Here is a 14,960-nt window from a genome sequence, read left to right on the forward strand (position 1 = left end):
AACTTATTCCTTTTTCATTTAAACTTAAATCATACATAAACTCAGCTCCATTCATTTAATATCGACAATTAAATTATAATGGATAATTTATGTATTGGGGAGATGTTTTTACATCTCCTTTATTTTTTATCAATTTTCCTGCCTACAAAAATTATACTCTAACCTTAAAAATAATCGCTAAAGAAGTACTCAGTGCAACTTTCTAATACTGTAAAAAATTGGACAGGCTTACCTGTCCAACACAATACTTTATTATAGATATTTTTTTTCAAGTTTTTCTAATGCTTCAAGTTTCTTAACTCTTGTATTACCATGTTTTTTCTCATATGCTTTACACTCATCATTAATAGTATCCAATAAAGACTTTTCAAGTGATCTTTCTGCAAACTTATAAACAACACTATTTTCTTTTTCAATATGTCTAGTTAATAAATCAGTGTATGAGATAGCATTAGCTATAATATCAAGCTTAGCTTCTTCATCGCCTTCTTTTAACTTTTTAAGAGCTTCACTTAAATTTCCTACATACATTCTTCCAAGGTCATGTTCTACAAGCATTCCATGCTTAATCACCTTTTCTCCTGCTGCTCCAAGATTTTCAGCCATTCTGTTAAATAAGAATATTTCTTCTTTATTATGATGATGTCCATCTGCATATGTTCTTATAAAGTCAACCATATCATTAAAGTCATCAAAATTGACTTCTTCACCCTTTAATACTCTATAACATGCTTTTCTTAACACAACAAGCATTCTACTTATATTTTCATGTTCATTTACCATTAACTCGATAGCATTCATTATTATCAACCCCTATATAAATTAAACTCTTCTTATTACCATTACTGTTTCACTATCTTTAACATACTGGAATTCATTATTAAGTTCAGTAACAAAAGCTTTAATCCATTCATCTCTCATATTATAGAATGATTTTACATCAACTCTTTCACTGTGGAACAGTTGCTCATGTACATCAATTGTTCTCTTCCAACTAATAGAATCATTATCTGATGAGATAACTTCATTAACTCTGTCACAAGGCATACCATCTAATATATAATCATTTATTGAATTATATATTTCACCTGCATCATTAATAGTTCCTTTTTCAGCTTTAACTTCCTTTGCAGCCTTTATTCCCTGAGACTTATATACTTCATAAATCTTTGTAAGACATTCTTCGCTCTTTTCTATGATTTCATGAGTAATCATTGCAACTCTTCCTTCAGCAATATTAATTCTTCCCTGAAGCCATCCATGAATATTAGAAGTATCAATAAGATCTTCAAGTGGTTTATCTTCTAATCTTTCTCCATATTTAGCATCTAAGTTATTTTTTAATAATTGAACATCTATATTTTCTTTTTCTGCTAAAAGTAAAAGTTCATCTTCAATTCCTTCAAACCACTTTATCTTGTTATATAACCAGTAGTGAATTTTTCCTAAAAATAAGCTCATTTTATTATCTCCTTTGTTGTTAAATTATATAATATATATCTTTATTATTCTTTAATTGCTGTAGTTATTATAACAATAAACACAAAAAATAATCCGTTGCACAGGCAACAGATTATTAATTTTATTCTTATGTTTTATTTTATAATGTTCTGTGGTTCTTTATCTAAGTATTTTCTAACATTATTAAATACTATAACAGCTCTCTTTTCAAGTGCTTCCTTTGTAGCAAATCCTATATGAGGAGTCGCAATAACGTTCTTAGCATTTAATAATGGATGCTCCATCTTTACAGGTGGCTCATTTTCAAATACATCTATACCTGCACCTGCAATATTACCATTGTTTAATGCATGTGCTAGAGCTGCGCTGTCTACTACTGGACCTCTTGCTGTATTAATTAGTATTGCATTTTTCTTCATCAAAGCAATATTATCTTTATTAATCATATTCTTTGTTTTTTTATTTAAAGGAACATGTACAGACACTATATCACAAGTCTTAAGCAAGGTTTCAAGATCAACATACTTGATTCCTGGAATATCCTTTTTAGTTCTGCTATAAGCATAAACATCACATCCAAAAGCATCAGCAATCTTAGCCACTCTAAGTCCTATATCACCAGTTCCAATAACACCAAACTTCTTACCTTCAAGTTCAAATCCAATTAAACCATCTTTTGTGCCCTTATTTCTAACTACTTCATTGCACTTAATTAAATTTCTGTAGATATTAATTATCATACCGAAAACAAGATCTGACACAGCTGCTGTAGAATATCCTGCACAGTTGCAGACCATTACATTATTCTTTCTGCATGTTTCCATAGCAATGTGGTCAACACCAGTGAATGCCACAGAAATCATTTTTAAATTCTTACATCCTTCAATAACTTCAGTATTAAGTGGAAGATTAGAAACAGCTATAATATCTGCATCACTACCTCTTTTAATAAGCTCATCTGTATCAGTAACTCTAGTGTTATAATACACAACTTCAACGTCTTGTCCTAAAATATCATCAGCCATCTTTAAAAGTTTCTCTTTATCTACTCCAAGAGGCTCAATTATAACTAGTTTCATAAAATCATCCTTTCATTATCACAAAATTTAATTTACTGTTTTTTTCATTATATCATATAATTAAACAATTAACTCCAGCTTTGACCATAACATAAAATAATTACAAAAAAAGCTGGAGAAAATCTCTCCAGCTCTTGATAACAAAAATTTAATACAGTTCACCAAAGTCCAGTTCTTTGCCATGTTCTTTAAGTATATCAATTATCTTATCTGTATCTTTCTTTTTAAAATAAAAATACTGTGATAAGAATCCTCTACTACTTATTCCATGATTAAAACACATAGCAATAAATGCGGCAACAACAACTACAAAGAACAGATAATGATACCATTGTGATTTATAAGCATATGTTATACCACTGAAAATTGCTACACCAATAATCATTTCTACTATCTCATAAGCACTCTTACGAGTTGGTATAATAAGCTCTTTTAAATTATGGACCTGCTTAATCAGTATTCCTATAAATAAAATAAATATAATAAAACTAACTATCTTCATATATATTTCCTCATTTTTATCATAATAATGCTTTAAATAGATTAATTATTCCTGAAAACACACTAAACCAGCTGTGCTATTTCATCCTCTGTAAGAAGGCTTTCTGCTGCTTTCATTGATTCCATAAGCTGCTCCATCTTAGAAGCACCAATTATGGCTGCTGCCTTCAGCTTATTATCTGTAATATACTGAAGTGCTGCTGAAGATGGCTCATAATTTTTCTTCTCACACAAATCAAGCAGCTTTCCATATCTTATAACATTTTCAACGCTTAAATATTTCATATGCTTTGGTGCAATATCTTCAAGTCTTCTGTTATAGCCACACGAAAATACTCCGCCAGCTTGTGAAGAATATGCAAGTATGGGCATATCAAGCTTCATGTATTCATCATATATCTCTTTGTTCATACATATTAACGTTTCATCATTAAAAGTTCTTGGGAAACATTCTGCAAGACTCCACTGTATTTCAGATGAACAGATTTCAACCTTATTTTTTTCTTTTGCATACTTATTTGCTTCTATAATTCTGCTGACTGTCCAGTTTGATACTCCTACATATCTTGTCTTGCCTTCTTTTACAAGCCTATCAAGAGTATCAACGATTTCACTTACGGGTCTTGATTCATCATCCCTGTGTAAAAGGTAAAGATCAACATAATCCATCTGTAGAGTCTTAAGACTTACTTCCATGTCATAACGTATCTCTTCTTCTGATAACCTTGGCTTAAATAACGGATCTTCAAAACTTGGATGACCGCCTTTAGTTATGATAATTACTTTATCCCTGACATTTCTTTCTTTAACCCACTGTCCAAGAGTTTCCTCACTCTTAAATTCTCCGCCTTTTATCCAGCCGCAATATGCTCTTGCTGTATCAAAAGTATTTCCGCCTTTGGCAAAATAATAATCCATCATCTCAAAAGAATGTTCTTTAGAAAGTCCTGTTCCAAAATTCACAGTACCTAGTATTAATTTTGAAACTTTTAAATCATCTTTTAATTGTAAATTGTTCATGTTACCTCCGTAATATATCTGTTTACTACTGGCAATATTATATACTACAAATCTAAACTCATTCAACTACTACTGATGATTTATACTTATCTATACAGTATATCAGAAAACAAACTGCTGCAATAAAAACTCCTACAGATGCAAATACTGTATTGACTGAAAAACACTTATTAATAATAGGAATCACTGCTACAGTAATAAGAGATGCCAATGTAAGAAGTATTTTGTATGATGCAAAAACTCTGCCAAGATAATGATTATCAACCTGCTGCTGAATAATAGTTTGAACATACACGCCTTGTATTGCAAGCATCAGCGCCATTACTCCGATAATAATTAAAGTTAATGCTACATATTTTGAAAATGGAATAAAGATAAATAACACAGCAATAATAAAGGAAATCAACAGATACTGTTTTACAATATCTTTTCCCTTATACAGTTTGATGGCAATTGGAACAAGAATACTGCCTACAGCCATTGCATATCTAAAATAAATCATGCCTTCTGAACCAATATGAAGTATCTTATCTGCAATATCAATATTATAAACATCATAAAGTCTACTTAATGCAGAAAATAAAAGACTTATTAAGATAATTATAAGACAAGAATGATTTCTTAAAATCTCGTGAATGGCTCCTTTATCAAAAAGTACAAGTTTTTGTTTCTCACAATTAACTGAATTATGGTTATATTCAATGAACATAAAAAAGATTCCAGATAAGAAAAAGCTTACAGCATTTATTATAAATAAAATGTCTGCACCAATGTACTTATAGAGAAAACCTGATAATGCTAAAGAAATAAACATCATGATATTCTCAGCTGTAAAGAAAAGTGTATTTGCTTTTGCTATGTCATTTTTATCAACAAGCTCTGGCAGAATAGCCACTTCACTACACATATCAATATCGTTTAAAGACTGTAAAAGAAATGTGCCAATGTAGGCAACCCAGACTGTTTCTTTCGAAATCATAAGAAATATCAATGCACATGGCACACTAAGAAAATTAGTTATTGCAATAATGTTCCTTCTATTGTACTTATCTGTAAGAATACCCGCAAAGTACTGTATAAATATCCTAAGTGCACCTTTACTTATCCACATTACTGCAATAGAATCAATTGTGCCTGTTATGTCATAAACAAGCAGTGTCAGTGCAATATCGTATAGATAATCTCCAACGCTTGATATTACACCTCCTAAAAACAACATTCTCAGCCCCTTATACTTTTGCAGTAAATTAATCATTTAACCACCCCCATAATAATTATTTCATCGTGTAGGTCCTATGATATCAGGAAAATACTAGAAATATAAGACTGATAATAATTTTTCTTGTATGCTATAATATAAGTAGGGAAAGAAATAAATATTGATATAAAAAATCCACGAGACATTAATTCTCGTGGATTTTTTATTATATTCTGCTTTCCTTATATATTTTCTTAAGTGCTTTCTTTGAGCCTCTTTCAATATCACGCTTAAGTTTTCTATCTTTAAATTCAATAAACAGCTGATCTAAATCATAGCCTTCTGGATAAAGATCTGAAGCTTTACCATATAGCTTTAGCCTTCTATAATTAACCTTAATATATTGCTTCTTATAAAATACAGTAATATTATTGCTACTATCGATTTCCTCATAAACAAGTCCAAAGTCATTTTTATCAAGCAGCATAACCCTATCACCTTTTTTAAAGCTTACTTCTTCTGTTTTATTATCAATAGCTTTTTTCTTTGCTATCTTGCTTTCCTTAACTCTCTCATAATTATAGTCCTTAGTGTTTATATAATGCTGTGCCCTCTTTAAAATGTTATCAGCTATGCCCATCTTCTTAGAAATATAGAGAGCATTGCTGTCTCCAGTCATACCTATATGGAGCTTGTATAAAGGATCAAGCGTATCCTTCATAAATTCCATTGCTGCATTTTCAAAGTCAGGATGTGAAGCTGAAAAATTCTTAATTTCTCCATAATGAGTTGTAGCAACTGTTATACATCCCTTATGATAAAACTCTTCAAGGATTGCAATTGCAAGTGCTGCACCTTCATTTGGTTCAGTACCACTTCCTATTTCATCAAAGAGCAGAAGTGAATTTCTGCTGCTCATCTCTAGAATATCAGAAAGATTCTTCACATGCGATGAAAAAGTACTAAGTGCGTTAGATACACTCTGATCATCTCCAATATCAACAAATATGTCATCAAAAACAGCAATTTCAGTACCATTTTTAGCACCAATGTGAAAACCTGACATCACTGCTAGAGTAAGCAGTCCTACTGACCATATTTTTATAAGAACTTTTTATCGGTACTGTAAACTTTCCATTTCTTTTGCTGATAAAGAATTCTCCAATATACTGCTTGTTGCCACTGCTTTTTAAGAATTTATCAAGCTTTTCCTTTATTTTATTTTCATTGTTGTCTATATTACGTCTGATTCTGCTAAGTTCTCTAGATGCATTAGAATCGACCATACATCCCCTGATGCATCTGTTTATTTCTTCTTCAATGTCTGAAAATTCAGAGATACTTTCTCCATAAGAGCTTAGCGTAGGTGCATACCCCTCTTTATTTTTAATAAAAGATTTAAGCTTCCTGCACCCTCTTAAAAAATCAGATACAGCAGTAAGATCACCAGCTTCAAGCGATGATCCCTTTTCCATTTTGTCTATTAGCGGATTTATATTAGATATTCCCTCAAGTGGAACATGATAAGATGCGTCAATAAGATTTCTTCCTTCTGAAGTTTCATTCATCATTCTCTTTACATTCTTCAGATTTGAAGACGGTATTAGTTTGTCTATTAGATTTTTTCCAAGAGTACTTACACAGTATCTCTTAACAATTTCCTTTAATTTATAGTAATCAAGCTTTTCCATAGTATTATTATTCATTTCAAAATCCTCCATATATGATTTCAATACAAATTCACATAAAAATAATTTTACAAATGAATATACATGTTTGTTAAGTTCTATAAATTAAACATATAAATTTAAAAAATAAAAAAAGCTGCAGAAATAGATCCACAGCGAAAGCGCCCATATAAATATGAGCAGTAACTATACCCTTTAATAAAATGAGTAAATATGTGGATTTGTATCTTAATAATTTAATCAACTAAACTAATGAATAATGTCAGTATGCGAACAATGAAAAAAAACGCACAATAACTAAGCCTAAATCATAAGGCTTATTACTCTTTATTCTAATTAAATATTATAATTATAAGATACTAAACACTCACAAAATCTACCTCACTTTATTTAAATTAAGTACATTTTAACATCTTAATATCAAAAAATCAACAATTATTATCAAATATTCTCATACAATTAAGTAAATACCTGTAGCAATTATAGTCAAAGCTATTATTTTCATAAAATAGAATCTGCTCTTCACCACCACTCAGCTTCTGACAGTCACTTGTTGATTTGATAGCATTAATAGCCTTAACATTAAGCTGACTTGCTATTCTCTCCGCATTCTTCTTTAAATAGCTTAAATAAACTGTTGCATTATTTATAAAATTATCTGAAAAGATGTGATCATTCTGATTGACACAATACATTATATCTGCAGTATCAATGTTTCTTACATCTTCGCCATCAATTTTTATAGTCCCTGATTCTATTGTAAGATACTTCATTAATAGATTAATAAGTGTTGACTTACCACAGCCATTATGGCCTATGACAGCATATTTCTTTCCTTTTTCAAATTTTAAGTTAAGATTTTTCACATCAAAATTGTTGTACTTAAAGCTGACATTTTCAAATACAATATCTTTCTTAAAATCTTTCTTAACATTAAGTTTTTCTTGCTCACCGTTATTAATAAATGACAGTACTTTATTCTTAACTCCAGTTAATGATCCAATTAAATTAAACCCATAAATAAAACCATCTACTGGTGAAATAAAGTTGTTTACATAGCCAAACGCCGCAACACATACCCCTACTGTAATCTCATGATTCATAAGAAGTATAGCTGACATAATAAAAGCAGACATTCCTACTGCATTTATACTTAATGACTCTACTGTTATAGCTAATGTTTTAAACTTACCATACTTAAATCGTAATTTCCTTGTTTCAATAAGTACCTTTTCATGCTCATGATTTATTTTATCTCTTGTTCTTCTATTAATTATTTTAAACCCTTCAAGAAAATCCTTTATTCTTGATACATAAATACCTATTTGATCTAGATACCTGCTTCTTCTTGAGGCAAGAGATTTAGATAGAAGCTTTGGTATAAATACAGATATAATCGTCCCTACAACTATTACAATTGATATTCTATAGTCAACAAATTTAAATATGAAAACACTGTATACTACAATCTGGCAAAAGGATTTAAACATATCAATAATTGGTGTTATATAATCCTGTTCTAATTCCGTAATATCATTTCCTTGAATTGAAATATATTCTCCTACATCTCTTGAAGAAAATTCTTCATAATTATAACGAAATACAGACCTGAAGAAATCCCTTTTTAATAACATCTCAAACTTCAGTGAGCTTTTCCAGGAAAAATACATATCTAAATAACTAAATACTGCTCCAAAAATAATACAAGCAATATATAATAAAATTATCATTAGTAATGATAAATGACGCTCACCTTCCTTAACAGTAAATATATCTAGTAGCAGTTTTTGTAGCGCCGGAACTGCCGCATTTGTTGCTGCAAAAAGAACATCAAAAATCATCTGTAAAATTAAAAGCCATTTTATTTCTAAAAAATATTTTTTCATTATCCTATATCCCCTTATTTATGACAAAGATATACTTCATAAGGGATACATCTCAAGATTTAAGACTTTATTTTTCTATAAAATGCACCGTCCTAATTTCCCCCTCACTAAATACTGCTTTTTATAGAAACACTCTGCTTTTATAGCTCGTACTTTATACAAAAATCCATATGATATCTCTGTCATTTTATCTCTATATATAAATCCGCAAATAATACAGATTAATAATAAATACATTGATAACATATCAACATCAACTCCTTTCTATCAAATAATTTAGTATTCAATTAACATTATACCCTTTTGTTGTATTACCATCAATTATCACATGCTTTTATGGGACAATTTATTATAATAACATCCTCTATATTTACACCTATTATTTTTAATTACTTTAGTCTATAATTATTTATAATAAGTAATATAAAGGAGCTAATGATGTTTAGTAATATTCACGATAATCTAAAATCGAAAGAAGAAATACTATCTATTATAAATTCAGATAAATTTAAAAATATATTTTTATCTAATAATATCAATAATGTAATAATCTTCGGAAGCATTAGAAATACTTCTTTTAATGATGAATCTGATATTGATATTGCAGTTATCTCTGAAAAACCACTAGATATAAATACTGAATTAAAAATTAATCTCTCCCTAGAAGAAATGCTTGAAAGAGATGTTGATTTAATTGATATTAATGACAATAAGGTGAATAATGTTATAAAGATAGATGCTCTAAACAGTGAAATTGTAATTCTTTCTGATAATCTCTTAAATATAACAAGAGAGTTTTATGATAATTTATGTAAAGAAAATGAAGAATTCTGGCGAATACTTGATAGGGAGGTGCTTGGAATTGAATAAAGATAGATTAAAAAAGTTATTATATGACCTTAATACTGAGACTACAGATTTAAATAAATCGTTAATTCTAGTAAAGAAGTATAAAAATGATGAAGAGCTAAAGGCTGAGTTTTCCAATAGCCTTAAATATAAATTTCTTAGCTTATTTATAATCTACGAAGATTTTATATCAATATTACTAAAGGAATATAACGAATATAAAATAGGCATGTCCATAGATACTGCACTAAAAACACTTTATTCAAAAAATTATATTGACGAAGTAGCTTATAACTTTTTACATTCAGCAAGACTAATTAGGAATAAAATTGGACATAGGTATAAGCAGCCTTCAATTGAGACAATAATTACTTTTATTGAGAGTAACAAATCAGAAATAAATCATATAAATGAAATTGTTAAAAGTTACTTAGCAAAATAACAGCCATGAAAGCTTCCACTTTCATGGCTGTATGCTAATTTTGAGTCATCACAAGATTTATTCTTACATTGGTCATTATGAAGATCATTAATACATTCCATCATAAATTCTTTACGTAACGCTATAATATCATCAATATACACTTCATCATTAATCTTAATTATATTAATCATACGTTACCCCTACTTTTCTTAAGCGCAACTATACTCATTGTATCTATGCCTAATGGATCAGCTACAATATTACATTTAGCCATGAAAAGAAAATACACATTGTCTCTACTGCAGTTAATAAGTCCTTCATAATTGCCCTGTCCCTTACAGATGACAACATCAGCATCATTAAAAACTTTTTGGAATTCACTGCTTGTCTTCTCAATTACTGTTCCAAGAGAAATATCACCATTTGAAATAACTTCTGCTGATTCACTCATATTGACATCAGATGCATCATCTATAGTCACATCATTAACAATAGCTTGTCCCCTAACTCCATAGTACACTTTTAAGTTGTTATAATGTGCTTTAAGCTCTTCTATGAATATCTTGTCTAGAACAATTTCTCCACAATTATCTCCTAAATAAAGAAGTGTATGAGCTTCTGATATATCATCAAATAGCTTTCTGCTGTCATCAACTGCAAGATTATCACTCTTTATTTTGTGTAGCTTGTCCATAAGAGTATTTAAATCAAACTTATGCTTAAGTATCCCCTCTTCTTTAGTATCAAGCTGAAGCAGACTGCTGATTTTATCAATCTGCTTCAAATCACAAATTTCACATTCTTTATGTATGTTTCTCATTCCTTATAAAATAGTACTATTTTATTTGTTATATCTATATTGATTATTCACTATCATAAATTAAATCGTGCCTGCTTTTTTCTAAAGAACGAACTAAAAAAATTCCTTTGATATTGAATTCTCAATGAATTCAGCACATTAATTACCATTTCTTTAGTCTCATCATCAAGAGAATTATAGGACTTTAAAATGATACCTGCACTTTTAATTTTTGAGGAAGTAAGCTTAGATACCTTTCTTATACCAGTACCTTTTATTACTTTGTATAAAGCCTCAACAAACTTTGCTTTCTCTTCATTATTTAAAGACTCAATCCAGCTTTTAATTGAATCATCAACTACTTTTGTTAATTTTGCAACGTCGTCTATATACTCAAAATCTGCACCAAACACCTGCCATGTCATTGCATCATGCTGCATAATGCCGCTTTCACTACTTTTAACAACTTTATATTGCTCACGCCTATCAAATAGCATACCAAAGACAGACTGTTCGGGAACTATTGTAAATATTTTATCTTCTATACTCTTGTACTGGCTACTTTCAATTACATCCCTTGTAAATCCAGGACCATCATTATTATAAACAGCTATGATTTTATCTCTTATAGAATCATCACAGTGAATTGCTGAATATATAGCAAGATTGCCTCCCTTTGAATGTCCACCTACCCTTATCTTTCTATTAAGATCTTCACATACTAAATTAATGTAATTAGCTGCTTCTACCTGTGCAGGTATACAATCCATATAGCTCATATTAAAATCTTCTTTCCATCCTATAAGTGTATCGTCAGTTCCTCTAAAGGATACATAATATGTTCCATCAGAAAGCTTCATTAAAACTGCAGAAAACTGCTCTTCATGATCTTCGTCTACTATATCTATATAGTTGGAAAGTCTTATATTCTTGTATCTTCTACTTTGTGCCACCTTTTTTAGCAACATACATGGTTTACATATTGATAAATCTTTCATGACCTTTTTCATATCATGTATATAAAAATACCTGGTACAGGCATCACTTAGCGATATATCAAAACAGCTATTTATCTTTGGTACAATATTATGAAGATTAACATAAGAAATCTGTGACAAAATTAAATTATCAACAACATTGAAAGGTGAGTACCTAAAAGGAAGATCACCCCTCCAGTCAATATAATCCATAATATTTGCCATCTAATAGCCTCCTTTATTCTTACTATATAATTATAATACATTAACTGCTTCCATTCTATTCTTTACTCTAGTTTACAAAAATATGTTTAACGAACAAGCATTAGCAGTAGTTATAGAATTAAATTTCTGCATCAATATAATCTATATATTTTTTCATTATACTGTGAAAAAAATATTTAAATTTAAAAAATAAAAATTATGCTCATAAAAACAAAAATAGCTGTAAACCTTATTTTTACAGCCATTCATTTGAAAATCATTTATTTAAAGCCATAATTCCTTCTCCCTTTCATATATGTCAATACTAAGCTTTAGAAATCCTTTTTACAATTAGATCACCTGTAATCTGTATAAATTGCACAAGAACAATTAATATAACTACTGTAACTATCATTACGCCTGTTTCATATCTATAGTATCCATATCTAACGGCTAAATCACCAATACCGCCTCCACCTACTATACCTGCCATTGCAGAACATCCAATAAGACTTATTAGATTCACAGTAACTGCACGAATTAGACTAGGACGAGCCTCTACTAATAGTACATCTTTAAATATAAGAAAAAAGCCTGCCCCTGAAGAAATAGCTGCTTCTATAACACCTTTATCTATTTCATTAAACGCTCCCTCACTAAGTCTTGCAAAAAATGCAATGGAAGCAATAGAAATAGGAACTGATGCTGCAATAGGTCCAATCTGTGTGCCAGTAATTAATTTAGTAAATGGTATTAAAAGAACAAGCAATATTACAAAAGGCAGTGAACGTATAATATTCACAATAAACCCTGCAATAGAATTTACGAGTTTATTTTTGAAAAATAGTTGATTTGAAGTTATATATAAAATAAGCCCTAATGCTCCACCTACTATAAGAGAAATAATAAGGGAAATTGCAATCATTTTAAATGTGGCAAAAACCTCACTACCAAGTTCAGCCTGTAAAATTTGTGCTGTATTCTCCATACTATATTACCTCCATATACTCATTAATAATTCTTTCAGTTTCAACTGCATTACTTTGAATAAACTTTTTAGCCCTATTTATTTCATCTTTTAATCCAGTTATATTTATAATTAAATTCCCTATTGGCTTATTGCTAATATAATCAATTCTTCCATGAATTATATTAATATCAACATTGAATTTCTTTATAGCCTTTGAAATAACTGCACTAAAGCTGTTATCACCTTTATATGTGACCTTAAGGATTTCTCCCTTATCTAATTTTTTTAATATTTCTCTAGGAAGTTCAATACTTGAATTCCTATTGACAAGAGCTCTTGTAACTTCATGTTGTGGAGAAGCAAAAAGATCATAAACATTATTAACTTCTATAATTTTTCCATTATCCATAACAGCAGCCCTATCAAAAAGTCTCTTTGCCACATCCATTTCATGAGTGATGAAAACTATAGTAATCTTAGTCTTTTCATTTATGTCTCTTAACAGGTTTACAACTTCTTCAGTATTCTCAAGATCTAAAGCTGATGTTGCCTCATCACATAAAAGAATCTTTGGATTGTTTGCAATAGCTCTTGCTATACCTGCTCTCTGTTTTTGTCCTCCACTTAAGTTCTCTGGATATGAATCCTTTTTATCAAGTAAATTAACAAGACTTAATAGTTCCGTAATACGTGCTTCTCTCTTATCTTTTGGATAATTATCAGCCTTTAATACAAATTCAATATTCTGTGCAATAGTCTTTCCCTTAATTAAATTGAAATGCTGAAAAATCATGCCTATCTCAAGACGTTTTTGCCTTAATTCTTTGCGATTTAACTTGGTAATATCTACTCCATCAATTAAGACTTCACCTTCTGTGGGTTTTTGAAGCAGATTAATCACCCTTACTAAAGTACTTTTACCAGCACCACTATGGCCAACAATTCCAAAGATCTCACCATCATTAATTTTTAAAGACACATTATCAACAGCCGCAACATTACTTTTTTTATTTTTAAATAAAACACTTACATTATTTATTTCAATCACGATAAATGCCCCCTTATTTCCACCATTCAGGTTTTGAAAAATCTTTAAATTTACTGCTTTCTATAGCTTTTTTGAACTCATCACTATCTAACACTTCTTTAAAATCTTTTCCAACGCCATTGTTTAAATCAGCTTTTCTAACTGCCACAACATTCTTGTAATTTTCAGTCAGCGGCTCTACTGCTAAAGCTTTTGAATAATCTAATTTCGCTGCATAAGCATAATTTCCAGGAATCAATGCAGCATCAACACTTTCTAAAGTTCTTACAAGCTGTGCACCTTCAACTTCTACAAATTTTATATTCTTTGGATTTTCAGCAATGTCTAGTTTACTTGCCTTAGTTGCATCAACACCATTCTTTAATTTAATCACTTTGTTTACTGATAAAACATTTAATGCCCTGGCAAGATTAGATGCATCATTAGGTACTGCAACTTGAGATCCAGATTTTAGTTCACTTAACGATTTAATCTTGTTTGAAAATACACCAAGTCCTAAAGTAGGAACTGTTTTAACAGCTACAATATCTAAATTATTGTCTTTACTAAATTTATTTAAATATTCAGTATGCTGCATTAAGTTAGCACTTATTTCTCCATTGTTTAAAGCTTGGTCTGGTTGAATATAATCACTAAATTCCTTAACTGTAATCTTATAACCTTTGTTTTTTAATAAAGGTGTAAATACCTCCTTTATCATATCTCCATAAGGTCCTGGACATACTCCAACAACAATGTCTTTATTGCTTGTTGCTGCTTTAGTATTCTCCTTACCACAAGACACTAAATTCACCCCAAATAACACTGTTAATAATAAAACTGATAACTTCTTTAAAATATTCATTTTATATTTCCC

General features: G+C 29.9%; 15 protein-coding genes and 1 pseudogene. 2 read left to right on the forward strand and 14 right to left on the reverse strand.

The genetic code is table 11. The features are described from left to right. Window positions 1-252: 252 nt before the first annotated feature. The 8 genes and pseudogenes from FYJ33_RS13145 to FYJ33_RS13180 all read right to left on the reverse strand — a co-directional run bounded on the left by FYJ33_RS13145 (window position 253) and on the right by FYJ33_RS13180 (window position 8,833). Window positions 253-801 carry a hemerythrin domain-containing protein gene (locus FYJ33_RS13145; protein WP_154532174.1) on the reverse strand — a complete coding sequence of 183 codons (549 nt, stop codon included), beginning with the start codon at window positions 799-801 and terminating at the stop codon, window positions 253-255. Between the two features lie 21 nt (window positions 802-822). Further along, a complete protein-coding gene (locus FYJ33_RS13150; protein ID WP_154532175.1) occupies window positions 823-1,461 on the reverse strand; it encodes a hypothetical protein in 639 nt (212 codons plus the stop codon). Window positions 1,462-1,595: 134 nt separating this feature from the next. Then, window positions 1,596-2,540 carry a 2-hydroxyacid dehydrogenase gene (locus FYJ33_RS13155; RefSeq protein ID WP_154532176.1) on the reverse strand — a complete coding sequence of 315 codons (945 nt, stop codon included), beginning with the start codon at window positions 2,538-2,540 and terminating at the stop codon, window positions 1,596-1,598. Between the two features lie 148 nt (window positions 2,541-2,688). After that, entirely contained in the window at window positions 2,689-3,042 is a 354-nt protein-coding gene (locus FYJ33_RS13160) for a hypothetical protein (protein WP_154532177.1), read from the reverse strand. Between the two features lie 62 nt (window positions 3,043-3,104). Beyond that, on the reverse strand, window positions 3,105-4,061 hold the full coding sequence (locus tag FYJ33_RS13165; RefSeq protein ID WP_154532178.1) for an aldo/keto reductase: 957 nt from the start codon (window positions 4,059-4,061) through the stop codon (window positions 3,105-3,107). Between the two features lie 58 nt (window positions 4,062-4,119). Beyond that, the gene (locus FYJ33_RS13170) at window positions 4,120-5,316 is read right to left on the reverse strand and encodes an MFS transporter (RefSeq protein WP_154532179.1); all 1,197 of its coding nucleotides are present in this window, start codon (window positions 5,314-5,316) and stop codon (window positions 4,120-4,122) included. A gap of 169 nt (window positions 5,317-5,485) precedes the next feature. Next, a pseudogene (locus tag FYJ33_RS13175) lies at window positions 5,486-6,965 on the reverse strand (MutS-related protein). Window positions 6,966-7,375: 410 nt separating this feature from the next. Continuing rightward, entirely contained in the window at window positions 7,376-8,833 is a 1,458-nt protein-coding gene (locus FYJ33_RS13180; protein WP_154532180.1) for an ABC transporter transmembrane domain-containing protein, read from the reverse strand. 435 nt (window positions 8,834-9,268) lie between these two features. On the opposite strand from FYJ33_RS13180, the gene FYJ33_RS13185 reads away from it, so the two are divergent. Both FYJ33_RS13185 and FYJ33_RS13190 read left to right on the forward strand, forming a co-directional pair. Beyond that, window positions 9,269-9,703 carry a nucleotidyltransferase family protein gene (locus FYJ33_RS13185; RefSeq protein WP_154532181.1) on the forward strand — a complete coding sequence of 145 codons (435 nt, stop codon included), beginning with the start codon at window positions 9,269-9,271 and terminating at the stop codon, window positions 9,701-9,703. Continuing rightward, window positions 9,696-10,124 carry a hypothetical protein gene (locus FYJ33_RS13190; RefSeq protein WP_154532182.1) on the forward strand — a complete coding sequence of 143 codons (429 nt, stop codon included), beginning with the start codon at window positions 9,696-9,698 and terminating at the stop codon, window positions 10,122-10,124. Before FYJ33_RS13185 ends, FYJ33_RS13190 begins: the two co-directional genes overlap by 8 nt. On the opposite strand, the gene FYJ33_RS13195 is transcribed toward FYJ33_RS13190, so the two are convergent. The 6 genes from FYJ33_RS13195 to FYJ33_RS13220 form a co-directional block, all read right to left on the reverse strand. After that, entirely contained in the window at window positions 10,109-10,297 is a 189-nt protein-coding gene (locus FYJ33_RS13195) for a hypothetical protein (protein WP_154532183.1), read from the reverse strand. The genes FYJ33_RS13190 and FYJ33_RS13195 overlap by 16 nt on opposite strands. Next, window positions 10,294-10,926: a damage-control phosphatase ARMT1 family protein gene (locus FYJ33_RS13200; RefSeq protein WP_154532184.1), complete on the reverse strand. Its 633-nt coding sequence runs from the start codon at window positions 10,924-10,926 to the stop codon at window positions 10,294-10,296. The genes FYJ33_RS13195 and FYJ33_RS13200 overlap by 4 nt, the downstream gene beginning before the upstream one ends. A gap of 53 nt (window positions 10,927-10,979) precedes the next feature. Further along, window positions 10,980-12,107 carry a DUF2974 domain-containing protein gene (locus tag FYJ33_RS13205; RefSeq protein WP_154532185.1) on the reverse strand — a complete coding sequence of 376 codons (1,128 nt, stop codon included), beginning with the start codon at window positions 12,105-12,107 and terminating at the stop codon, window positions 10,980-10,982. A 304-nt stretch (window positions 12,108-12,411) separates the two neighbouring features. Next, window positions 12,412-13,074 (reverse strand): methionine ABC transporter permease, encoded by a 663-nt coding sequence (locus tag FYJ33_RS13210; RefSeq protein WP_154532186.1) that lies wholly within the window; start codon window positions 13,072-13,074, stop codon window positions 12,412-12,414. Window position 13,075: 1 nt separating this feature from the next. Continuing rightward, on the reverse strand, window positions 13,076-14,104 hold the full coding sequence (locus FYJ33_RS13215) for a methionine ABC transporter ATP-binding protein (RefSeq protein WP_277643213.1): 1,029 nt from the start codon (window positions 14,102-14,104) through the stop codon (window positions 13,076-13,078). Window positions 14,105-14,117: 13 nt separating this feature from the next. After that, window positions 14,118-14,948 (reverse strand): MetQ/NlpA family ABC transporter substrate-binding protein, encoded by an 831-nt coding sequence (locus FYJ33_RS13220; RefSeq protein ID WP_154532188.1) that lies wholly within the window; start codon window positions 14,946-14,948, stop codon window positions 14,118-14,120. Window positions 14,949-14,960 lie beyond the last annotated feature (12 nt).

This window comes from Inconstantimicrobium porci, assembly GCF_009696465.1.
In the GTDB taxonomy this organism is placed as follows: domain Bacteria; phylum Bacillota; class Clostridia; order Clostridiales; family Clostridiaceae; genus Inconstantimicrobium; species Inconstantimicrobium porci.

Coding starts and splice junctions, on each gene's coding strand:
- FYJ33_RS13145 (WP_154532174.1), bottom strand. CDS start 801: ATGAATGCTATCGAGTTAATGGTAAATGAACATGAAAATATAAGTAGA.
- FYJ33_RS13150 (WP_154532175.1), bottom strand. CDS start 1,461: ATGAGCTTATTTTTAGGAAAAATTCACTACTGGTTATATAACAAGATA.
- FYJ33_RS13155 (WP_154532176.1), bottom strand. CDS start 2,540: ATGAAACTAGTTATAATTGAGCCTCTTGGAGTAGATAAAGAGAAACTT.
- FYJ33_RS13160 (WP_154532177.1), bottom strand. CDS start 3,042: ATGAAGATAGTTAGTTTTATTATATTTATTTTATTTATAGGAATACTG.
- FYJ33_RS13165 (WP_154532178.1), bottom strand. CDS start 4,061: ATGAACAATTTACAATTAAAAGATGATTTAAAAGTTTCAAAATTAATA.
- FYJ33_RS13170 (WP_154532179.1), bottom strand. CDS start 5,316: ATGATTAATTTACTGCAAAAGTATAAGGGGCTGAGAATGTTGTTTTTA.
- FYJ33_RS13180 (WP_154532180.1), bottom strand. CDS start 8,833: ATGAAAAAATATTTTTTAGAAATAAAATGGCTTTTAATTTTACAGATG.
- FYJ33_RS13185 (WP_154532181.1), top strand. CDS start 9,269: ATGATGTTTAGTAATATTCACGATAATCTAAAATCGAAAGAAGAAATA.
- FYJ33_RS13195 (WP_154532183.1), bottom strand. CDS start 10,297: ATGATTAATATAATTAAGATTAATGATGAAGTGTATATTGATGATATT.
- FYJ33_RS13200 (WP_154532184.1), bottom strand. CDS start 10,926: ATGAGAAACATACATAAAGAATGTGAAATTTGTGATTTGAAGCAGATT.
- FYJ33_RS13205 (WP_154532185.1), bottom strand. CDS start 12,107: ATGGCAAATATTATGGATTATATTGACTGGAGGGGTGATCTTCCTTTT.
- FYJ33_RS13210 (WP_154532186.1), bottom strand. CDS start 13,074: ATGGAGAATACAGCACAAATTTTACAGGCTGAACTTGGTAGTGAGGTT.
- FYJ33_RS13220 (WP_154532188.1), bottom strand. CDS start 14,948: ATGAATATTTTAAAGAAGTTATCAGTTTTATTATTAACAGTGTTATTT.